Origin of the sequence: Streptomyces sp. NPDC058284 (genome assembly GCF_042881135.1) — a bacterium.
Classification (GTDB): Bacteria; Actinomycetota; Actinomycetes; order Streptomycetales; family Streptomycetaceae; genus Streptomyces.
On record NZ_JBHVYE010000034.1, the window covers coordinates 1 to 15,540 of the forward strand.

The window sequence follows — 15,540 nt, forward strand, 5'->3', positions numbered from 1 at the left end:
ATCGTGGGTTTTGCGGTGGGTTTGTGTGGGTTTTGGCCGCACCCTACATCCGCCGCGAAGCGGCGGGCCTGTTCGTACCGGCGGACGGAAGGCGGGGGGAGGTACCCACCCACCCGCCCATTTCGCCGCGAAGCGGCGGTCCCGCTCGTGCCTGCGGAAGGCTCAGAAGGAGCCGCTCACCAGCCGGGAGAGCAGCTCACGGCCCGGCCCCAGCAACCCCTCCAGCGGCGCAGCCTCCCCGTACCAGCGCTTCTCGTACTCCCAGCACAGCCACCCCTCCCAGTTCTCCCGGCCGAGCAGGGACACGCACTCGGCGAGCGGCAGCGCCCCGGCGCCGAGCGGCAGCGGCGTCGTGTCGTCCGGTGAGGCGACGTCCTTCACCTGGACGTAGCCGAGGTAGGGGGAGAGCGCGGCGAACGTGGCGGAGACGGACTCGCCGCCGAGCCAGGTATGCAGCAGGTCCCACAGCGCGCCGACCTGCCGGTGGCCGACGGTGCCGAGCACGCGCGTGAGGTCGGCACCCGTGCGGTGCGAGTCGTGGGTCTCCAGGAGGATGCGTACGCCTGCGTCGGCCGCGTACCGGGCGGCCGTGCCGAGCCGCCTCGCGGCCGTGGCGTCGGCCTCCGCCGTGCTCTGCTCGGTGCCGCCACCCGGGAAGACGCGGACGAAGGGGGCGCCCAGGTCACGGGCGAGGGTGACGAGGGAGCGGATCTCGTCGAGGACCGGCCCGTCGTCGCCGGGGGCGGCCACGCGCGCGTACCCGGCGATACCGAGGATCTCCACGTCGGCGGCCTTGAACCCGGCGGCCACGTCGGCCCGTTCGGCCGGCCCGAGCCCCGGGTGCACCGGCTCCTCGGGGTGCGCGCGGAGCTCGACGCCGTGGTAGCCGTGGGTGGTGGCGAGCCGCAGCACGTCGGGTACGGGGAGGCCGGGCACGCCGAGGGTGGAGAAGGCGAATTTCATGGTCCCGACAGTAGGCGGCGTCCCGGACCGGTCAACCCCGCACGACGTCGGCGCGTCAGAGGAACGCCAGCCGCGCGCCCAGCGCCGCGAAAGCCACCGCGAAGGTACGCCGCATCCAACTCACCACCCGGGGGCGCGAGATGACCTGATCGCGCATCGCCGCCGCGAACCGCCCGTACGCCACGAAGACCACGAACGTGATCAGCATGAAGTACGCGCTCAGTTCCGTCATGCGCAGGAAGGCGTACGGCTCGTCGGCGCTCACGAACTGCGGCAGGAACGCGAAGAAGAACAGCGTCAGCTTCGGGTTGAGGATGTTGATCAGCACGCCCGTCAGGATCGTGCGGCCCGCCGAGCGCGGCTCGCTCTCCCGCTCGGCGGTGAGCTCGCTCTTGTCGCGCAGCGTGCTCCACGCCATGTACAGCAGGTAGGCCACGCCCAGGTACTTGAGCGTCTGGAAGGCGACCGCGCTGGTGTTCAGGAGCGCGGCGAGGCCGGTGATCGCGGCCACCATGTGCGGGACGACGCCCAGCGTGCAGCCGACGGCGGCGATCACCGCGGCGCGGGTGCCGCGGGAGAGTCCCGCCGCGATCGTGAAAAGGACGCCGGTGCCCGGTGTCACGCAGACGACCAGGGAGGTGAGGAGGAATTCCATGGCTCGACCCTGACGTCACAATGGCTCCATGAACAGGTCCATTGGATCTCCTTCCGACCGGTCCATAACCGCGGACGTCCCCGTTGCCACCTCCGACTGGTTGCAGCTCAACGCCGCCGACGCACCCAGGGGCGGGCTCTGCGACTGGCTGACCCGGCAGATCAGGGGCGCCATCGCCGACGGCCGTCTCGGCGTCGGCAGCAGGCTCCCCGCGACCCGCACCCTCGCCGCCGACCTGCGCGTCTCCCGAGGCGTCGTCACGGAGGCCTACCGGCGGCTCACCGAGGACGGGCAGGTCGAGGGGCGGGGGCGCGGCGGCACGGTGGTGGTGGCCGCGCCACACGCGGCGCTCGGGGTGCCGGGCCCAGCAACGCCCATACAGGGTGCGGGCTTTCACCCGTACCGCGGTACGGGTGACGAGCCGCCCCCACCCCCTGCCGGCCTCTTCACCGCCCCTCCCGACCTCGGCGTCTTCGACGCCATCCGTGCCGCGCCCGCCCGCATCGACCTGTCGCCGGGGCTGCCCGACCTCTCCGCCTTTCCGCGCGCGGCCTGGCTGCGGTCCGAGCGATCCGTGCTCGCCGGACTCACGCCGTCGGACTTCGGGTACGGGGATCCGCGCGGCACCCCGGCCCTGCGAGCCGCCGTCGCGCGCTGGCTCTCCCGCAACCGGGGGATCCCCGCGGCGCCGGACGACGTGATGATCGTGAACGGCACGGCCCAGGCGCTGCGGCTGCTCGTCGACGTCCTGCACGCCGACGGGATCTCGCAGGTGGCGGTCGAGGAGCCGGGATCACTCGGCGTACGCCAGCACCTGCGGCCGCTCGGCACCCCGCCCGTGCCGGTCGACGCCCAGGGCATCCGCGTCGACGTGCTGCGCGCCACCGGGGTCCCTGCCGTGCTGCTGACCCCCGCCCACCAGTTCCCCACCGGTGTCGTCCTCGGCGGCGAACGGCGCCGCGAACTGATGGAGTGGGCCCGCGACGGCGGCCTGGTCATCGAGGACGACTACGACGCCGAACACCGTTACGACCGCCCCGCCGTACCGGCGCTGCGCTCCCTGCTCCCGGACCACGTCTGCTATGCGGGCAGTGTCTCGAAACTCCTCGCGCCCGCCCTGCGCCTCGGCTGGCTGCTCGCGCCGCCCGCCCACCGGGAGGCCCTCGTCGACGCCAAACGCCTCATCGACCTCGGCAGTGGCGCCCTGCCCCAGCTCACCCTCGCCCACCTCATGGACTCCGGCGCCCTCGAACGCCACCTGCGACTCATCCGCAAACACCACCGCAGGCGCAGGGACGCGATGATCGCGGCGATCAGGACGCATCTGCCGGGGGCGGTGGTGCACGGGGCGGCGGCGGGCCTGCACCTGATGCTCACCCTCGACGAGCACACGTACGAGCACACGTACGCCGGCACCGACACGACCCTCGCCACGCAGGCTCTCCACCACGGTGTGAAGACCCACCCCCTGTCCTGGCACACCCAACTCCCGCACCCCCCGGGCCTGGTCCTCGGCTACGCGGCGAGCGGCACGGCGGAGATCGAGGAGGGGGTGGGGGTGCTGGGGAGGGTGGTGCGGGGCGGGTAGCCGCCCGCCAGGGTGCGGGCGGCCCCTACCGCGCCGCCGGCGCCCCCGTGGAGCCCCGCACCATCAACTCCCCGTGCACCGTCGCCACCCCACCGGGAGGCCCGTTCTCCTTGCCCATGGCGATGCGGCCCGCCCGTGCGCCCGCCTCGTGCAGGGGGAGGCGGACCGTCGTCAGTGCGGGGACCGCGTCGATGCTGAAGGGGAGGTCGTCGAAGCCCGCCACCGAGACGTCGTCGGGGATGCGCAGGCCCTTGTCGCGCAGGGCCGCGCACGCGCCGAGTGCCACCGTGTCGTTGGCGGCGACGACCGCCGTCAGGTCGGGGGCGCGGCGCAGGAGTTCGTCCGTGGCGTCGTAGCCGGAGCGGCGGTCGTAGGGGCCGTGGACCGTCAGCGCCGGGTCGTCCTCGATGCCGCGGGCGGCGAGCGCGGCGCGGTGGCCCTCCAGGCGGTGCCGGGTCGTCGTGCGCTCCTCGGGGCCCGCGATGTAGCCGATGCGCCGGTGGCCGAGGCTCAGGAGGTGTTCCGTCAACTGCTGGGCGCCGCCGCGGTTGTCGAAGGTGAGTGCCACCGCGGCCGTGTCCGGCGCGGGCGGACGGCCGCAGAGCACGACCCGGGTCCCCGCCTCCGCGAGTCGCCGCAGCTTGCCCGCGATGGCGCAGGCGTGGTCGGGGTCCTCGACGGCACCGCCGGTGAGGACGACCGCCGCGGCGCGTTGGCGCTGCAGGAGCGTCAGGTAGGTGAGTTCGCGCTCGGGGGAGCCGCCGGTGTTGCAGACGACGGCCATCCGCTCGCCGCCCGCGCGCCCGCCGGGTCCGCCGATCTCGGACTGCACGGCCCCCGCCATGATCCCGAAGAAGGGGTCCGCGATGTCGTTGACGAGGATGCCGACCAGGTCGGACGTGGCCGCGGCGAGCGCGCTCGCGGGGCCGTTCAGGACGTAGTCGAGGTCGTCCACGGCGCGCAGGACGCGTTCGCGGGTCGCGGCGGCGACCGGGTAGTTGCCGTTCAGCACGCGGGAGACGGTGGCGGGGGACACCTGCGCGCGGGCCGCGACATCCGCCAGGGTCACAGTCATCTCGTCGTCCTCCGGTCACCCGTCTCGTCGACTTCCGCCACGCCCGCGACCGAAGCCCTTGTCGCCACCTTGTCCGGCAGGCTAGCTTGCCCTTGGGTAGAAAGCGCTTGCTACGCACCTACGGAGGGACTGTCGTGACACGCAAGACGGTGCGCATCGCCATGAACGGCGTCACCGGACGCATGGGCCACCGCCAGCACCTGGTCCGCTCGATCCTCGCCCTCCGCGAACAGGGCGGCCTCGACCTCGGCGACGGCACCGTGCTGTGGCCCGAGCCCGTCCTCGTCGGCCGCAGGGAGCACGCGCTGCGCGCGCTCGCCGCCCAGCACGGTCTGGAGCACGTCTCCACCGACCTCGACGCGGTCCTCGCCGACCCGGCCGTCGACATCTACTTCGACGCGCAGATCACCTCGGCCCGCGAGGACGCCATCAAGCGGGCCGTCGCCGCGGGCAAGCACGTCTACACCGAGAAGCCGAGCGCCACCGGGCTCGACGCCGCCCTCGGGCTCGCCCGCCTCGCGGAGGACGCCGGCATCAAGCACGGCGTCGTCCAGGACAAGCTCTTTCTGCCGGGCCTGCTCAAGCTGAAGCGGCTCATCGACGGCGGCTTCTTCGGCCGCATCCTGTCGGTGCGCGGCGAGTTCGGCTACTGGGTCTTCGAGGGCGACTGGCAGCCCGCCCAGCGCCCGTCCTGGAACTACCGCGCCGAGGACGGCGGCGGCATCGTCGTCGACATGTTCCCGCACTGGGAGTACGTCCTGCACGAACTGTTCGGCCGCGTCCGCACCGTCCAGGCGCTCACCGCCACCCACATCCCGCGGCGCGTGAACGAGGACGGCAGGCCCTACGACGCCACCGCCGACGACGCCGCGTACGGCATCTTCGAGCTGGACGGCGGCGCCATCGCGCAGATCAACTCCTCCTGGACCGTCCGCGTCAACCGCGACGAGCTCGTGGAGTTCCAGGTCGACGGCACGGAAGGGTCGGCGGTCGCGGGCCTGCGCAACTGCCGCGTACAGCACCGGAGTACGACGCCGAAGCCCGTCTGGAACCCGGACCTGCCCGCCACCCACTCCTTCCGCGACCAGTGGCAGGAAGTCCCCGACAACCAGGGCTCCGAAGGGTTCGACAACGGCTTCAAGGCGCAGTGGGAGCTCTTCCTCAGGCACGTGTACGCCGACGCGCCCTACCGCTGGGACCTCCTCGCCGGCGCGCGCGGCGTGCAACTCGCCGAGCTGGGCCTGAAGTCCGCCGCCGAGGGCCGCCGCATCGACGTACCGGAGATCACGCTGTGAGCACCCCCGTCCTGCTCCCGGCCGCGGACGGCGGCACGCGCGCGTACACCCCCCGCGCCGACCCGCTGCGGCTCACGCCCGCGGGCCCACCGGCCTCCCGCACCGTCTTCTCCGCCGCCCACGTCGTCGCCGACCCCTGCGCGGACGTCTCCCCGGACGGCCCCGCCGCCGTCGACTGGGACGCCACGCTCGCCTTCCGCCGCCACCTCTGGTCGCACGGCCTCGGTGTCGCCGAGGCCATGGACACCGCCCAGCGCGGCATGGGCCTCGACTGGCCGGCAGCAGCCGAACTGATCCGCAGGTCGGCTGCCGAGGCGAAGGCGGCCGACGGCCGGATCGCGTGCGGCGTCGGCACCGACCAACTGGCGCCGGGGGCCTCCCTTGTGGACGTACGGGCCGCGTACGAGGAGCAGCTCGCCCTCGTCGAGTCGGCCGGCGCCCGCGTGATCCTCATGGCGTCCCGAGCACTCGCCGCCGCGGCCACCTCGCCGGACGACTACCTGGAGACGTACGGCCACCTCCTGCGCCAGGCCCGCGAGCCGGTGATCCTGCACTGGCTCGGCCCGATGTTCGACCCCGCCCTTGAGGGCTACTGGGGCTCGGCCGACCTGGACGCGGCCACGGACACCTTCCTGGAGGTCATCACCGCCCACCCCGACAAGGTCGACGGCATCAAGGTCTCGCTCCTGGACGCCGGCCGCGAGATCGCCCTGCGCCGCCGCCTGCCCGACGGCGTGCGCTGCTACACGGGGGACGACTTCAACTACCCGGAGCTGATCGCGGGGGACGACCACGGCTTCAGCCACGCCCTGCTCGGCATCTTCGACCCGCTGGGACCGCTCGCCGCGTCGGCCGTAAGGGCCCTGGACACCGGCGACGTGAAGGGCTTCCGCGAACTCCTCGACCCGACAGTGGAACTGTCACGTCACCTCTTCCAGACCCCCACCCGCTTCTACAAGACCGGTGTCGTCCTGCTGGCCTGGCTCGCCGGGCACCAGACGCACTTCACCATGGTCGGCGGCCTGCAGTCGGCCCGCTCGCTGCCCCACCTCGCCCGCGCCTACGAACTGGCCGACGGACTCGGCCTCTTCCCCGACCCGGCCCTCGCGGCCGCCCGCATGCGCTCCCTGCTCACCGTCCACGGAGTCCCCCAATGAGCACACCGGTGCCGCTGTCCCGGCTGAGCCTCAACCAGGAGACGATCAAGCAGTGGTCGCTCCCCGAACTCGCGGCGGGCTGCGTCAAGGAGGGCGTCACAGCGGTCGGGCTGTGGCGCGCGCCCGTCCAGGAGTACGGGGTCGGGCGCACCGCCCGCCTGCTGCGGGACGCCGGGCTCACGGTGACGAGTCTGTGCCGGGGCGGCTTCTTCACCGGCCCCGACGGGGCGGCACGCGCGCGTGCCCTCGACGACAACCGCGCGGCGGTCGAAGAGGCGGCGGCCCTCGGCACCGACACGCTGGTCCTGGTCTCGGGCGGCCTGCCGCCCGGCAGCAAGGACCTGACCGGCGCGCGCGAGCGCGTCGCGGACGCGCTCGCCGTCCTCGGGCCCTACGCCCAGGAGCGGGGCGTGCGCCTCGCCATCGAGCCGCTGCACCCGATGTTCGCGGCCGACCGCTGTGTGGTCTCCACCCTCGGCCAGGCCCTCGACCTCGCGGAACGCTTCCCCGCGCACCAGGTCGGCGTCGTCGTGGACACGTACCACCTCTGGTGGGACGACCGGGCGCCCGCGCAGATCGCGCGGGCGGGCGCGGGCGGCCGGCTGCACGCCTTCCAACTGGCGGACTGGATCACGCCGTTGCCCGCGGGCGTACTGCTCGGGCGGGGGCAGCTCGGTGACGGCAGCGTGGACTTCAGGGCGTTCCGCGAGATGGTCGACGGCGCGGGGTACCGGGGCCGGATCGAGGTGGAGATCTTCAACGAGGCGCTGTGGGCGCGCGACGGGGGCGAGGTGCTGAGGGAGACGGCGGAGCGCTTTTGCGCGCATGCGTGAGGCGCGGGTGCGCGCATGCGCGGGCGCGGTGCGGCCGCTTCTTCCGGTGGCCGGAGTTCTGGTGGTCGGAGTTCCGGTGGCCGGAGGCGGCTACTTCCTGCCGCCCAGGATCTGGCCCAGCAGATCGCCGAGCCCGCCGGAGGACGCGGAAGGGCCCGCCCCGCCGGAGGCCTTCTTGCCCGCCGCCCGCTTGGAGAGCACCGCGAGGACCACGGGGATCAGCATCTCGATCACGCGCGTGACCGTCGCCACGGGCAGGCCGGTCTTCTTGGCGACCGCGTTGGCGACCGGCTTGCTCATCCTGGCGAGCACACCGGACATCATCCCGCCGCCCGCGAGGCCGCCGAGACCGCCGAGGCCGCCGAAGGACGCCACCCCGTGGAGGGGCGCATCGCCGGGTGCGGGCGCACCGCCGACCTCGGCGACGGCCTGACGCATCTCCTCGGCCTCCGAGGGGTCGGCCGTGGCCGCCTTGTCCTGGAGGTTCCCGGAGAGCGCGGACGCCGTGGTACCCACGACCTCCTGGGCACCGGACGCGTCCGTGCCGAGCAGGCCTGCGATCTCCTGGAGCTTGTCGTCGCCCAGCTCGTGCAGCACGTCCTGCTCGAAGGACCGAGGTTCATCGCTCATGCGTCAAACGCTACGTGCGCCCCGCTTTGTCAGCATCTGGAAACCGCTCTGAAAATTTTCCGCAACGCCGTGCAACCCTTCGGGCACCACGCGTGTCGTACATGGAGTCAGGGCTTCAGTGGGGGGAATCCGGGATCTGGGGGGATCCAGGCGATCCGGGGGGATCGAGAAGTTCTGGCAGGGGAGGGGAACCCGAAGGGGCCCGGTCCATTGGACCGGGCCCCTTCGAAGGTCCCTGCGCCCGGAGCCGGTCCGCGCGCAACGATTCGGCGCCCGTGAAGTTGTCCACAGGCCCACCGCGCTGTCGGTGCCGGGCGGTAGCGTCGGATCATGGCGAGTCCAGCTGCGGCGACGGCGGTGCTCGAGGGGGTCCTCGAGCGCATCACGTACGCCAACGAGGAGACGGGGTACACGGTCGCGCGCGTCGACACCGGACGAGGCGCGGGCGACCTGCTCACCGTCGTCGGCGCGCTGCTCGGCGCACAGGTCGGCGAGAGCCTGCGGATGCAGGGCCGTTGGGGCTCCCACCCGCAGTACGGCAAGCAGTTCACGGTGGAGAACTACACGACGGTGCTGCCCGCCACCATCCAGGGCATCCGCCGCTATCTCGGCTCAGGCCTCATCAAGGGCATCGGCCCGGTGATGGCCGACCGGATCACCACGCACTTCGGTGTCGACACCCTCGACGTCATCGAGACCGAGCCGAAGCGGCTCGTGGAGGTGCCCGGGCTCGGCCCCAAGCGGACGAAGATGATCGCCGCCGCCTGGGAGGAGCAGAAGGCCATCAAGGAGGTCATGGTCTTCCTCCAGGGGGTCGGGGTATCCACCTCCATCGCCGTGCGCATCTACAAGAAGTACGGCGACGCGTCGATCTCCGTCGTGAAGAACGAGCCCTATCGCCTCGCCGCCGACGTCTGGGGCATCGGCTTCCTCACCGCCGACCGCATCGCCCAGTCCGTCGGCATTCCGCACGACAGCCCCGAGCGCGTCAAGGCCGGTCTCCAGTACGCCCTTTCACAATCCACCGACCAGGGCAACTGCTTCCTCCCCGAGGAGCGGCTCATCGCCGACGCGGTCAAGCTCCTCCAGGTCGACACGGGCCTCGTCATCGACTGCCTCGCCGAACTGGCCGGTGACGAGGAGGGCGTCGTCCGCGAGACGCTCCCGGGACCGGACGGCGGCGACGACATCACCGCCGTCTACCTGGTCCCCTTCCACCGTGCCGAACTCTCCCTGGCAGGCCAGCTGTTGCGCCTCCTGAGAGCCGACGACGACCGCATGCCCGCCTTCCGGGACGTCGCCTGGGACAAGGCGCTCGCCTGGCTCGCGGCCCGCACCGGCGCCCAGCTCGCGACCGAGCAGGAGGAGGCGGTCCGGCTCGCGCTCACCCAGAAGGTCGCCGTCCTGACCGGCGGGCCCGGCTGCGGCAAGTCCTTCACGGTCCGCTCCGTCGTCGAGCTGGCCCGCGCCAAGAAGGCCAAGGTCGTCCTCGCCGCCCCCACGGGCCGCGCCGCCAAGCGCCTCGCCGAACTCACCGGCGCGGAGGCCTCCACCGTGCACCGCCTGCTCGAACTGCGGCCCGGCGGAGACGCGGCGTACGACAAGGACCGGCCGCTCGACGCCGATCTGGTCGTCGTCGACGAGGCCTCGATGCTCGACCTGCTGCTCGCCAACAAGCTGGTGAAGGCCGTGCCGCCCGGCGCCCATCTGCTCTTCGTCGGCGATGTGGACCAGCTGCCGAGCGTCGGCGCGGGCGAGGTGCTGCGGGACCTGCTCAGCGACGGCAGCCCGGTCCCCGCCGTCCGCCTCACCCGCATCTTCCGCCAGGCCCAGGAGTCGGGCGTCGTCACCAACGCCCACCGCATCAACTCCGGTGTCCCGCCCATCACCCAGGGCATGAAGGACTTCTTCCTCTTCGTCGAGGACGAGACCGAGGACGCGGGCCGCGTGACGGTGGACGTCGCCGCGCACCGCATCCCGCAGAAGTTCGGCCTCGACCCGCGCCGCGACGTGCAGGTCCTCGCGCCCATGCACCGCGGCCCCGCGGGCGCGGGGAACCTCAACGGCCTCCTCCAGCAGGCCATCACGCCCGCGCGGCCCGGCCTGCCCGAGAAGCGGTTCGGCGGCCGGGTCTTCCGCGTCGGCGACAAGGTCACCCAGATCCGCAACAACTACGAGAAGGGGCAGAACGGCGTCTTCAACGGCACGGTGGGCGTCGTCACCGCCCTCGACCCCGACGAACAGCGGCTCACCGTCCGCACCGACGAGGACGAGGAAGTCCCCTACGACTTCGACGAGCTGGACGAGCTCGCGCACGCGTACGCCGTGACGATCCACCGCTCCCAGGGCAGCGAGTATCCGGCGGTGGTGATCCCGGTCACCACCGGCGCCTGGATGATGCTCCAGCGGAACCTGCTCTACACGGCCGTGACGCGCGCCAAGAGGCTGGTCGTCCTCGTCGGTTCGCGCAAGGCTCTGGGACAGGCAGTGCGCACGGTCTCCGCGGGGAGGCGCTGCACGGCCCTGGATTTCCGACTTTCCGGGCGCCGCGGAGCCGTTCCCGGCTGATTTGATCGATCAAACGAGTCGGAAACCTCACACAGGGTTTCCGGAACCGGGGCGAAGGGGGCAGGATGAGCAGGTTGGCGGCACTGAGTGCCGCCAATTGGCCCAATGGTCGACCCCGAGTGCACTCTCCAGGGCCAAATGGGGGATGGTAGAGACAGTCAGGGCACCTCGAAGAAGAGGCACAACGTCGGTGAGGGATGACGTGAGCGAGAACGCTAACAACGGTGTAGTACTGCGGTACGGCGACGACGAGTACACCTACCCGGTGATCGAGTCGACCGTCGGCGACAAGGGCTTCGACATCGGGAAGCTCCGCGCCCAGACCGGTCTGGTGACCCTGGACAGCGGCTACGGCAACACCGCCGCCTATAAATCCGCCATCACCTATCTCGACGGTGAAGAGGGCATCCTCCGGTACCGCGGCTACCCGATCGAGCAGCTGGCCGAGCGCTCCACCTTCACCGAGGTGGCGTACCTCCTGATCAACGGCGAGCTGCCGAAGGTCGACGAGCTGGCCACCTTCAAGAACGAGATCACGCAGCACACCCTGCTGCACGAGGACGTCAAGCGGTTCTACGACGGCTTCCCGCGCGACGCGCACCCGATGGCGATGCTGTCGTCCGTGGTCAGCGCGCTGTCGACGTTCTACCAGGACAGCCACAACCCGTTCGACGAGAAGCAGCGTCACCTCTCGACGATCCGCCTGCTCGCCAAGCTTCCGACGATCGCGGCCTACGCGTACAAGAAGTCGCAGGGCCACCCGGTCGTCTACCCGCGCAACGACCTCGGCTACGTCGAGAACTTCCTGCGCATGACCTTCTCGGTGCCCGCCGCCGAGTACGAGCTTGACCCGGTCGTCGTCTCGGCGCTCGACAAGCTCCTGATCCTGCACGCGGACCACGAGCAGAACTGTTCGACCTCCACCGTGCGCCTGGTCGGCTCCTCGCAGGCGAACATGTTCGCCTCGATCTCGGCCGGCATCTCGGCCCTGTGGGGCCCGCTGCACGGCGGCGCCAACCAGTCCGTCCTGGAGATGCTGGAAGGCATCCAGGCCTCCGGCGGCGACGTCGACACCTTCATCCGCAAGGTGAAGAACAAGGAAGACGGCGTGAAGCTCATGGGCTTCGGGCACCGCGTCTACAAGAACTTCGACCCCCGGGCGAAGATCATCAAGGCGGCGGCGCACGACGTCCTCTCGGCGCTCGGCAAGTCCGACGAGCTGCTCGACATCGCCCTGAAGCTGGAGGAGCACGCGCTGGCCGACGACTACTTCGTCGAGCGCAAGCTCTACCCCAACGTGGACTTCTACACGGGCCTCATCTACCGCGCGATGGGCTTCCCGACCGAGATGTTCACCGTGCTCTTCGCGCTCGGCCGCCTCCCGGGCTGGATCGCCCAGTGGCACGAGATGATCAAGGAGCCGGGTTCGCGCATCGGCCGCCCCCGGCAGATCTACACGGGCGAGGTCCTGCGCGACTTCGTCCCGGTCGAGGGCCGCTGACCCTCCCCGGCAAAGCGGAAAGCGCCCCGCCGTCGATCCCCCCACGGGTCGACGGTCGGGGCGCTTCCCTTTTTCCCGGTGCGGATTCCCCCCACGGGATCCGGCCGGGCGTCTGTGGATTGCCCTGCGGTCTGCCGGGACGCGTACGTACGGGAGGGCCGCTCAAAGCTCCCCGGTGCACGTGCCCCGGCAACGCAATGTCCAGGAACATCCCCCAAGATGCCCCTCGACGCGGAAGACGTCCCCCAAGACATCTTCCTGCATCGCCCCATTAGACTCGCGACTCCCCTCAATGGTTACGTTCCAATCACTGTGATCTGCGTCTCTTGCATATGTCCAGTACATGCGCAAGAGCACCGGTATGGGGATTCTGTGACGGGTGTGAGGGTGCTGAAACGACCCTGTGAAGGGGTTATGTGAAGCTCCTCAGCCGAAGGCTGTTCGTCACCACGAAGACGGAGGAGAACGCCATCGCGGCGCCCGCGATCATCGGGTTGAGCAGACCGGCGGCGGCGAGCGGCAGCGCGGCGACGTTGTAGCCGAAGGCCCAGAAGAGATTGCCCTTGATGGTGGAGAGGGTCTTGCGGGAGAGCCTGATGGCGTCGGCCGCGACCCGCAAGTCCCCGCGCACCAATGTCAGGTCACTCGCCTCGATCGCCGCGTCCGTGCCGGTGCCCATCGCCAGGCCGAGGTCGGCGGTGGCGAGCGCTGCCGCGTCGTTCACGCCGTCCCCGACCATCGCCACGACCTTGCCCCCGCCCTGCAACCGCCGTACGACATCGACCTTGTCCTCGGGCAGCACCTCCGCGTACACGGCGTCCGGCGCGATGCCCACCGCGCGGGCGACCGTCTCGGCGACGGCCCGGTTGTCGCCGGTGAGCAGCACCGGCGACAGGCCGAGCGCACGCAGCCGGCGCACCGCCTCGGGGCTGGTCTCCTTCAGGGCGTCCGCCACGGCGAGGACACCGCGGGCGGCGCCGTCCCAGGCGACCAGGACGGCCGTGCGTCCCGCCGCCTCCGCGTCGTCCCGCAGCTTGGCCACCGCCTCAAGGCCCGTCACGCCCGCCTCCGCGAGCAGTCGTTCGCGGCCGACGAGCACGTCGTGGCCCTCGACCGTGCCGCGCACCCCGGACCCCGCGACGTTCTCGAACCGCTCCGGCGCGGGCAGTTCCCCGACGGCGGTCCCGAGCCGGTCCGCGGCGCCCGCCGCGACGGCCCGGGCGACCGGGTGCTCGGAGGCGTGCTCAAGGGCGCCCGCGAGGCGGAGCAGCTCCTCCTCCCCGGTGTCCCCGGCGACCTGGACGTCCGTCAGCTCCATGCGTCCCGTGGTCACCGTGCCGGTCTTGTCCAGGACGACGGTGTCGACGCGGCGCGTGGACTCCAGGACTTCGGGGCCCTTGATGAGGATGCCGAGCTGGGCGCCGCGGCCGGTGCCGACCATGAGGGCCGTCGGCGTCGCGAGGCCGAGCGCGCAGGGGCAGGCGATGATCAGGACGGCGACGGCGGCGGTGAACGCGGCGGTCGCGTCGCCGGTGGCACCGAGCCAGCCACCGAGCGTGCCGAGCGCGATGAGCAGCACCACCGGCACGAAGATCCCGGCGATCCGGTCGGCGAGGCGCTGCACCTGGGCCTTGCCGGTCTGCGCGTCCTCGACGAGCCGCGCCATCCGCGCCAGCGAGGTGTCCGAGCCGACGCGCGTCGCTTCGACCAGGAGGCGCCCCGCGACGTTCACGGTGCCCCCGGTCACGGCGGCGCCCGCGCCCACGTCGACCGGCACGGACTCGCCGGTCAGCATGGAGGCGTCGACCGCGGAGGCGCCCTCGACGACGGTGCCGTCGGCCGCGACGGTCTCGCCGGGGCGTACGACGAAGCGGTCCCCGACGGCCAGCCGGTCGACCGGCACCCTGACCTCGGCGCCGTCCCGCACCACCGCCACGTCCTTCGCGCCGAGTTCGAGGAGGGCGCGCAGCGCCGAACCGGCCTTCCGCTTGGAGCGGGCCTCCAGCCAGCGCCCGAGCAGGATGAACGTGATGACGCCCGCGGCGACTTCGAGGTAGATGGTCGAGGCGCCGTCGCCCGGCGATGCGGTGAGGTCGAAGCCGTGCCGCATCCCCGGCATCCCGGCGTCGCCGAAGAACAGCGCCCACAGCGACCAGCCGAAGGCGGCGAGCGTGCCGACGGAGACGAGGGTGTCCATGGTCGCTGCCGCGTGCCGCAGGTTGGTGAACGCCGCCCGGTGGAAGGGCAGCCCGCCCCAGACGACGACGGGCGCGGCGAGCGTCAGCGAGAGCCACTGCCAGGAGTCGAACTGCAGGGCGGGGACCATCGCGAGCAGCACGACGGGCAGGGAGAGGAGCGCGGAGACGGTCAGGCGCTGCCGCAGGGTGTCGGGTTCGGTGATGTCGGCGGTGGTGGGGGCCGCCGCGGCATCGGCACGGTCATCGGGGGCCGGCGCGGGCGGGACGATCTCCTCGGCCGTGTAACCGAGCTTCTCCACCAGGGCGATGAGCCTGCCGACCTCGACCCCGGCGGCGTACTCGATCCGCGCTTTCTCCGTGGCGAGGTTGACCGTGGCGGTCACGCCCTCCACGCGGTTCAGCTTCCTCTCGATGCGCGACGAGCAGGAGGCGCAGGTCATCCCGCCGACGGCGAGTTCGACTTCGGAGACTTCCGTGACGTCCGGCATGGTTCTCTCGTACTGCTTCCGGGTCGTGGGACGGCTGCGGGCCCTGTGGCGCCGGTGTCGGCACCACAGGGCCCGGGGTACCCGGCGGTCCGCAGCTCAGACGTGGCGGCGGGGCCGGGCTCGGGTCCGGGGCGTCAGGCCTTGACGCCGACGAGCTCGTAACCCGCCTCGTCGACGGCGGCGCGCACGGCGGCCTCGTCGAGCGGGGCCTCGGAGACCACGGTGACCAGGCCCGTGGACGCGACGGCCTGTACGGAGCCGACACCCGCGAGCTCCGAGATCTCGGCGGAGACGGCGCCTTCGCAGTGCCCGCAGGTCATCCCCGTCACCTCGTACACGGTGGTGACGGCGCCCTGCGGTGCCTCGGCGCCGTCGGAGTGGCAGGAACCGCTGGGGGAGCAGCAGGAGCCGGTCGTCTCGGACGCGGCCTGCGGGAGCTCGGTCTGGGCGCTCATGTCGTTCTCCTCGGGGGGTGTGTACGTATGCGGCGTAGCGTGCGGGAGGGGGCCCCGGAGCCCCGGTGATCTCCCGACACCACTGAGACTATACCCCTAGGGGGTATTTCTCAACGAAAAGGGGGGCCGTCGCG

General features: G+C 71.8%; 12 protein-coding genes. 6 read left to right on the forward strand and 6 right to left on the reverse strand.

The window, feature by feature from the left end:
• Nucleotides 1-162: 162 nt before the first annotated feature.
• The gene (locus ACFVYR_RS32940; protein WP_384259351.1) at nt 163-963 is read right to left on the reverse strand and encodes a sugar phosphate isomerase/epimerase family protein; all 801 of its coding nucleotides are present in this window, start codon (nt 961-963) and stop codon (nt 163-165) included.
• Between the two features lie 55 nt (nt 964-1,018).
• The gene (locus ACFVYR_RS32945) at nt 1,019-1,618 is read right to left on the reverse strand and encodes a LysE family translocator (protein ID WP_384259349.1); all 600 of its coding nucleotides are present in this window, start codon (nt 1,616-1,618) and stop codon (nt 1,019-1,021) included.
• Between the two features lie 28 nt (nt 1,619-1,646).
• Here ACFVYR_RS32945 and ACFVYR_RS32950 point away from each other — a divergent pair, with 28 nt between their 5' ends.
• The gene (locus ACFVYR_RS32950; RefSeq protein ID WP_384259346.1) at nt 1,647-3,206 is read left to right on the forward strand and encodes a PLP-dependent aminotransferase family protein; all 1,560 of its coding nucleotides are present in this window, start codon (nt 1,647-1,649) and stop codon (nt 3,204-3,206) included.
• A 25-nt stretch (nt 3,207-3,231) separates the two neighbouring features.
• Here ACFVYR_RS32950 and ACFVYR_RS32955 read toward each other — a convergent pair whose 3' ends face one another.
• Nucleotides 3,232-4,281, reverse strand: coding sequence for a LacI family DNA-binding transcriptional regulator (locus tag ACFVYR_RS32955; protein ID WP_384259343.1), 1,050 nt, complete (start codon nt 4,279-4,281; stop codon nt 3,232-3,234).
• A gap of 134 nt (nt 4,282-4,415) precedes the next feature.
• On the opposite strand from ACFVYR_RS32955, the gene ACFVYR_RS32960 reads away from it, so the two are divergent.
• The 3 genes from ACFVYR_RS32960 to ACFVYR_RS32970 are packed head-to-tail and all read left to right on the forward strand — an operon-like array spanning nt 4,416 to nt 7,566.
• Nucleotides 4,416-5,576 carry a Gfo/Idh/MocA family protein gene (locus ACFVYR_RS32960; RefSeq protein WP_384259341.1) on the forward strand — a complete coding sequence of 387 codons (1,161 nt, stop codon included), beginning with the start codon at nt 4,416-4,418 and terminating at the stop codon, nt 5,574-5,576.
• On the forward strand, nt 5,573-6,733 hold the full coding sequence (locus ACFVYR_RS32965) for a dihydrodipicolinate synthase family protein (protein WP_384259338.1): 1,161 nt from the start codon (nt 5,573-5,575) through the stop codon (nt 6,731-6,733). Before ACFVYR_RS32960 ends, ACFVYR_RS32965 begins: the two co-directional genes overlap by 4 nt.
• A complete protein-coding gene (locus ACFVYR_RS32970; RefSeq protein ID WP_384259336.1) occupies nt 6,730-7,566 on the forward strand; it encodes a sugar phosphate isomerase/epimerase family protein in 837 nt (278 codons plus the stop codon). Before ACFVYR_RS32965 ends, ACFVYR_RS32970 begins: the two co-directional genes overlap by 4 nt.
• A gap of 90 nt (nt 7,567-7,656) precedes the next feature.
• Here the strand turns inward: ACFVYR_RS32970 and ACFVYR_RS32975 are convergent, their stop codons facing one another.
• On the reverse strand, nt 7,657-8,196 hold the full coding sequence (locus tag ACFVYR_RS32975) for a DUF937 domain-containing protein (RefSeq protein WP_384259334.1): 540 nt from the start codon (nt 8,194-8,196) through the stop codon (nt 7,657-7,659).
• A 330-nt stretch (nt 8,197-8,526) separates the two neighbouring features.
• Between ACFVYR_RS32975 and ACFVYR_RS32980 the strand changes: the two genes are divergently transcribed.
• On the forward strand, nt 8,527-10,764 hold the full coding sequence (locus ACFVYR_RS32980; RefSeq protein ID WP_384259332.1) for an ATP-dependent RecD-like DNA helicase: 2,238 nt from the start codon (nt 8,527-8,529) through the stop codon (nt 10,762-10,764).
• 202 nt (nt 10,765-10,966) lie between these two features.
• On the forward strand, nt 10,967-12,265 hold the full coding sequence (locus tag ACFVYR_RS32985) for a citrate synthase (protein ID WP_355819913.1): 1,299 nt from the start codon (nt 10,967-10,969) through the stop codon (nt 12,263-12,265).
• 412 nt (nt 12,266-12,677) lie between these two features.
• Here ACFVYR_RS32985 and ACFVYR_RS32990 read toward each other — a convergent pair whose 3' ends face one another.
• Both ACFVYR_RS32990 and ACFVYR_RS32995 read right to left on the reverse strand, forming a co-directional pair.
• Entirely contained in the window at nt 12,678-14,951 is a 2,274-nt protein-coding gene (locus ACFVYR_RS32990; RefSeq protein WP_384259329.1) for a heavy metal translocating P-type ATPase, read from the reverse strand.
• Nucleotides 14,952-15,085: 134 nt separating this feature from the next.
• Nucleotides 15,086-15,406 carry a heavy-metal-associated domain-containing protein gene (locus ACFVYR_RS32995; RefSeq protein ID WP_384259327.1) on the reverse strand — a complete coding sequence of 107 codons (321 nt, stop codon included), beginning with the start codon at nt 15,404-15,406 and terminating at the stop codon, nt 15,086-15,088.
• Nucleotides 15,407-15,540: the final 134 nt, after the last annotated feature.

Coding starts and splice junctions, on each gene's coding strand:
- ACFVYR_RS32940 (WP_384259351.1), bottom strand. CDS start 963: ATGAAATTCGCCTTCTCCACCCTCGGCGTGCCCGGCCTCCCCGTACCC.
- ACFVYR_RS32945 (WP_384259349.1), bottom strand. CDS start 1,618: ATGGAATTCCTCCTCACCTCCCTGGTCGTCTGCGTGACACCGGGCACC.
- ACFVYR_RS32950 (WP_384259346.1), top strand. CDS start 1,647: ATGAACAGGTCCATTGGATCTCCTTCCGACCGGTCCATAACCGCGGAC.
- ACFVYR_RS32955 (WP_384259343.1), bottom strand. CDS start 4,281: ATGACTGTGACCCTGGCGGATGTCGCGGCCCGCGCGCAGGTGTCCCCC.
- ACFVYR_RS32970 (WP_384259336.1), top strand. CDS start 6,730: ATGAGCACACCGGTGCCGCTGTCCCGGCTGAGCCTCAACCAGGAGACG.
- ACFVYR_RS32975 (WP_384259334.1), bottom strand. CDS start 8,196: ATGAGCGATGAACCTCGGTCCTTCGAGCAGGACGTGCTGCACGAGCTG.
- ACFVYR_RS32980 (WP_384259332.1), top strand. CDS start 8,527: ATGGCGAGTCCAGCTGCGGCGACGGCGGTGCTCGAGGGGGTCCTCGAG.
- ACFVYR_RS32990 (WP_384259329.1), bottom strand. CDS start 14,951: ATGCCGGACGTCACGGAAGTCTCCGAAGTCGAACTCGCCGTCGGCGGG.
- ACFVYR_RS32995 (WP_384259327.1), bottom strand. CDS start 15,406: ATGAGCGCCCAGACCGAGCTCCCGCAGGCCGCGTCCGAGACGACCGGC.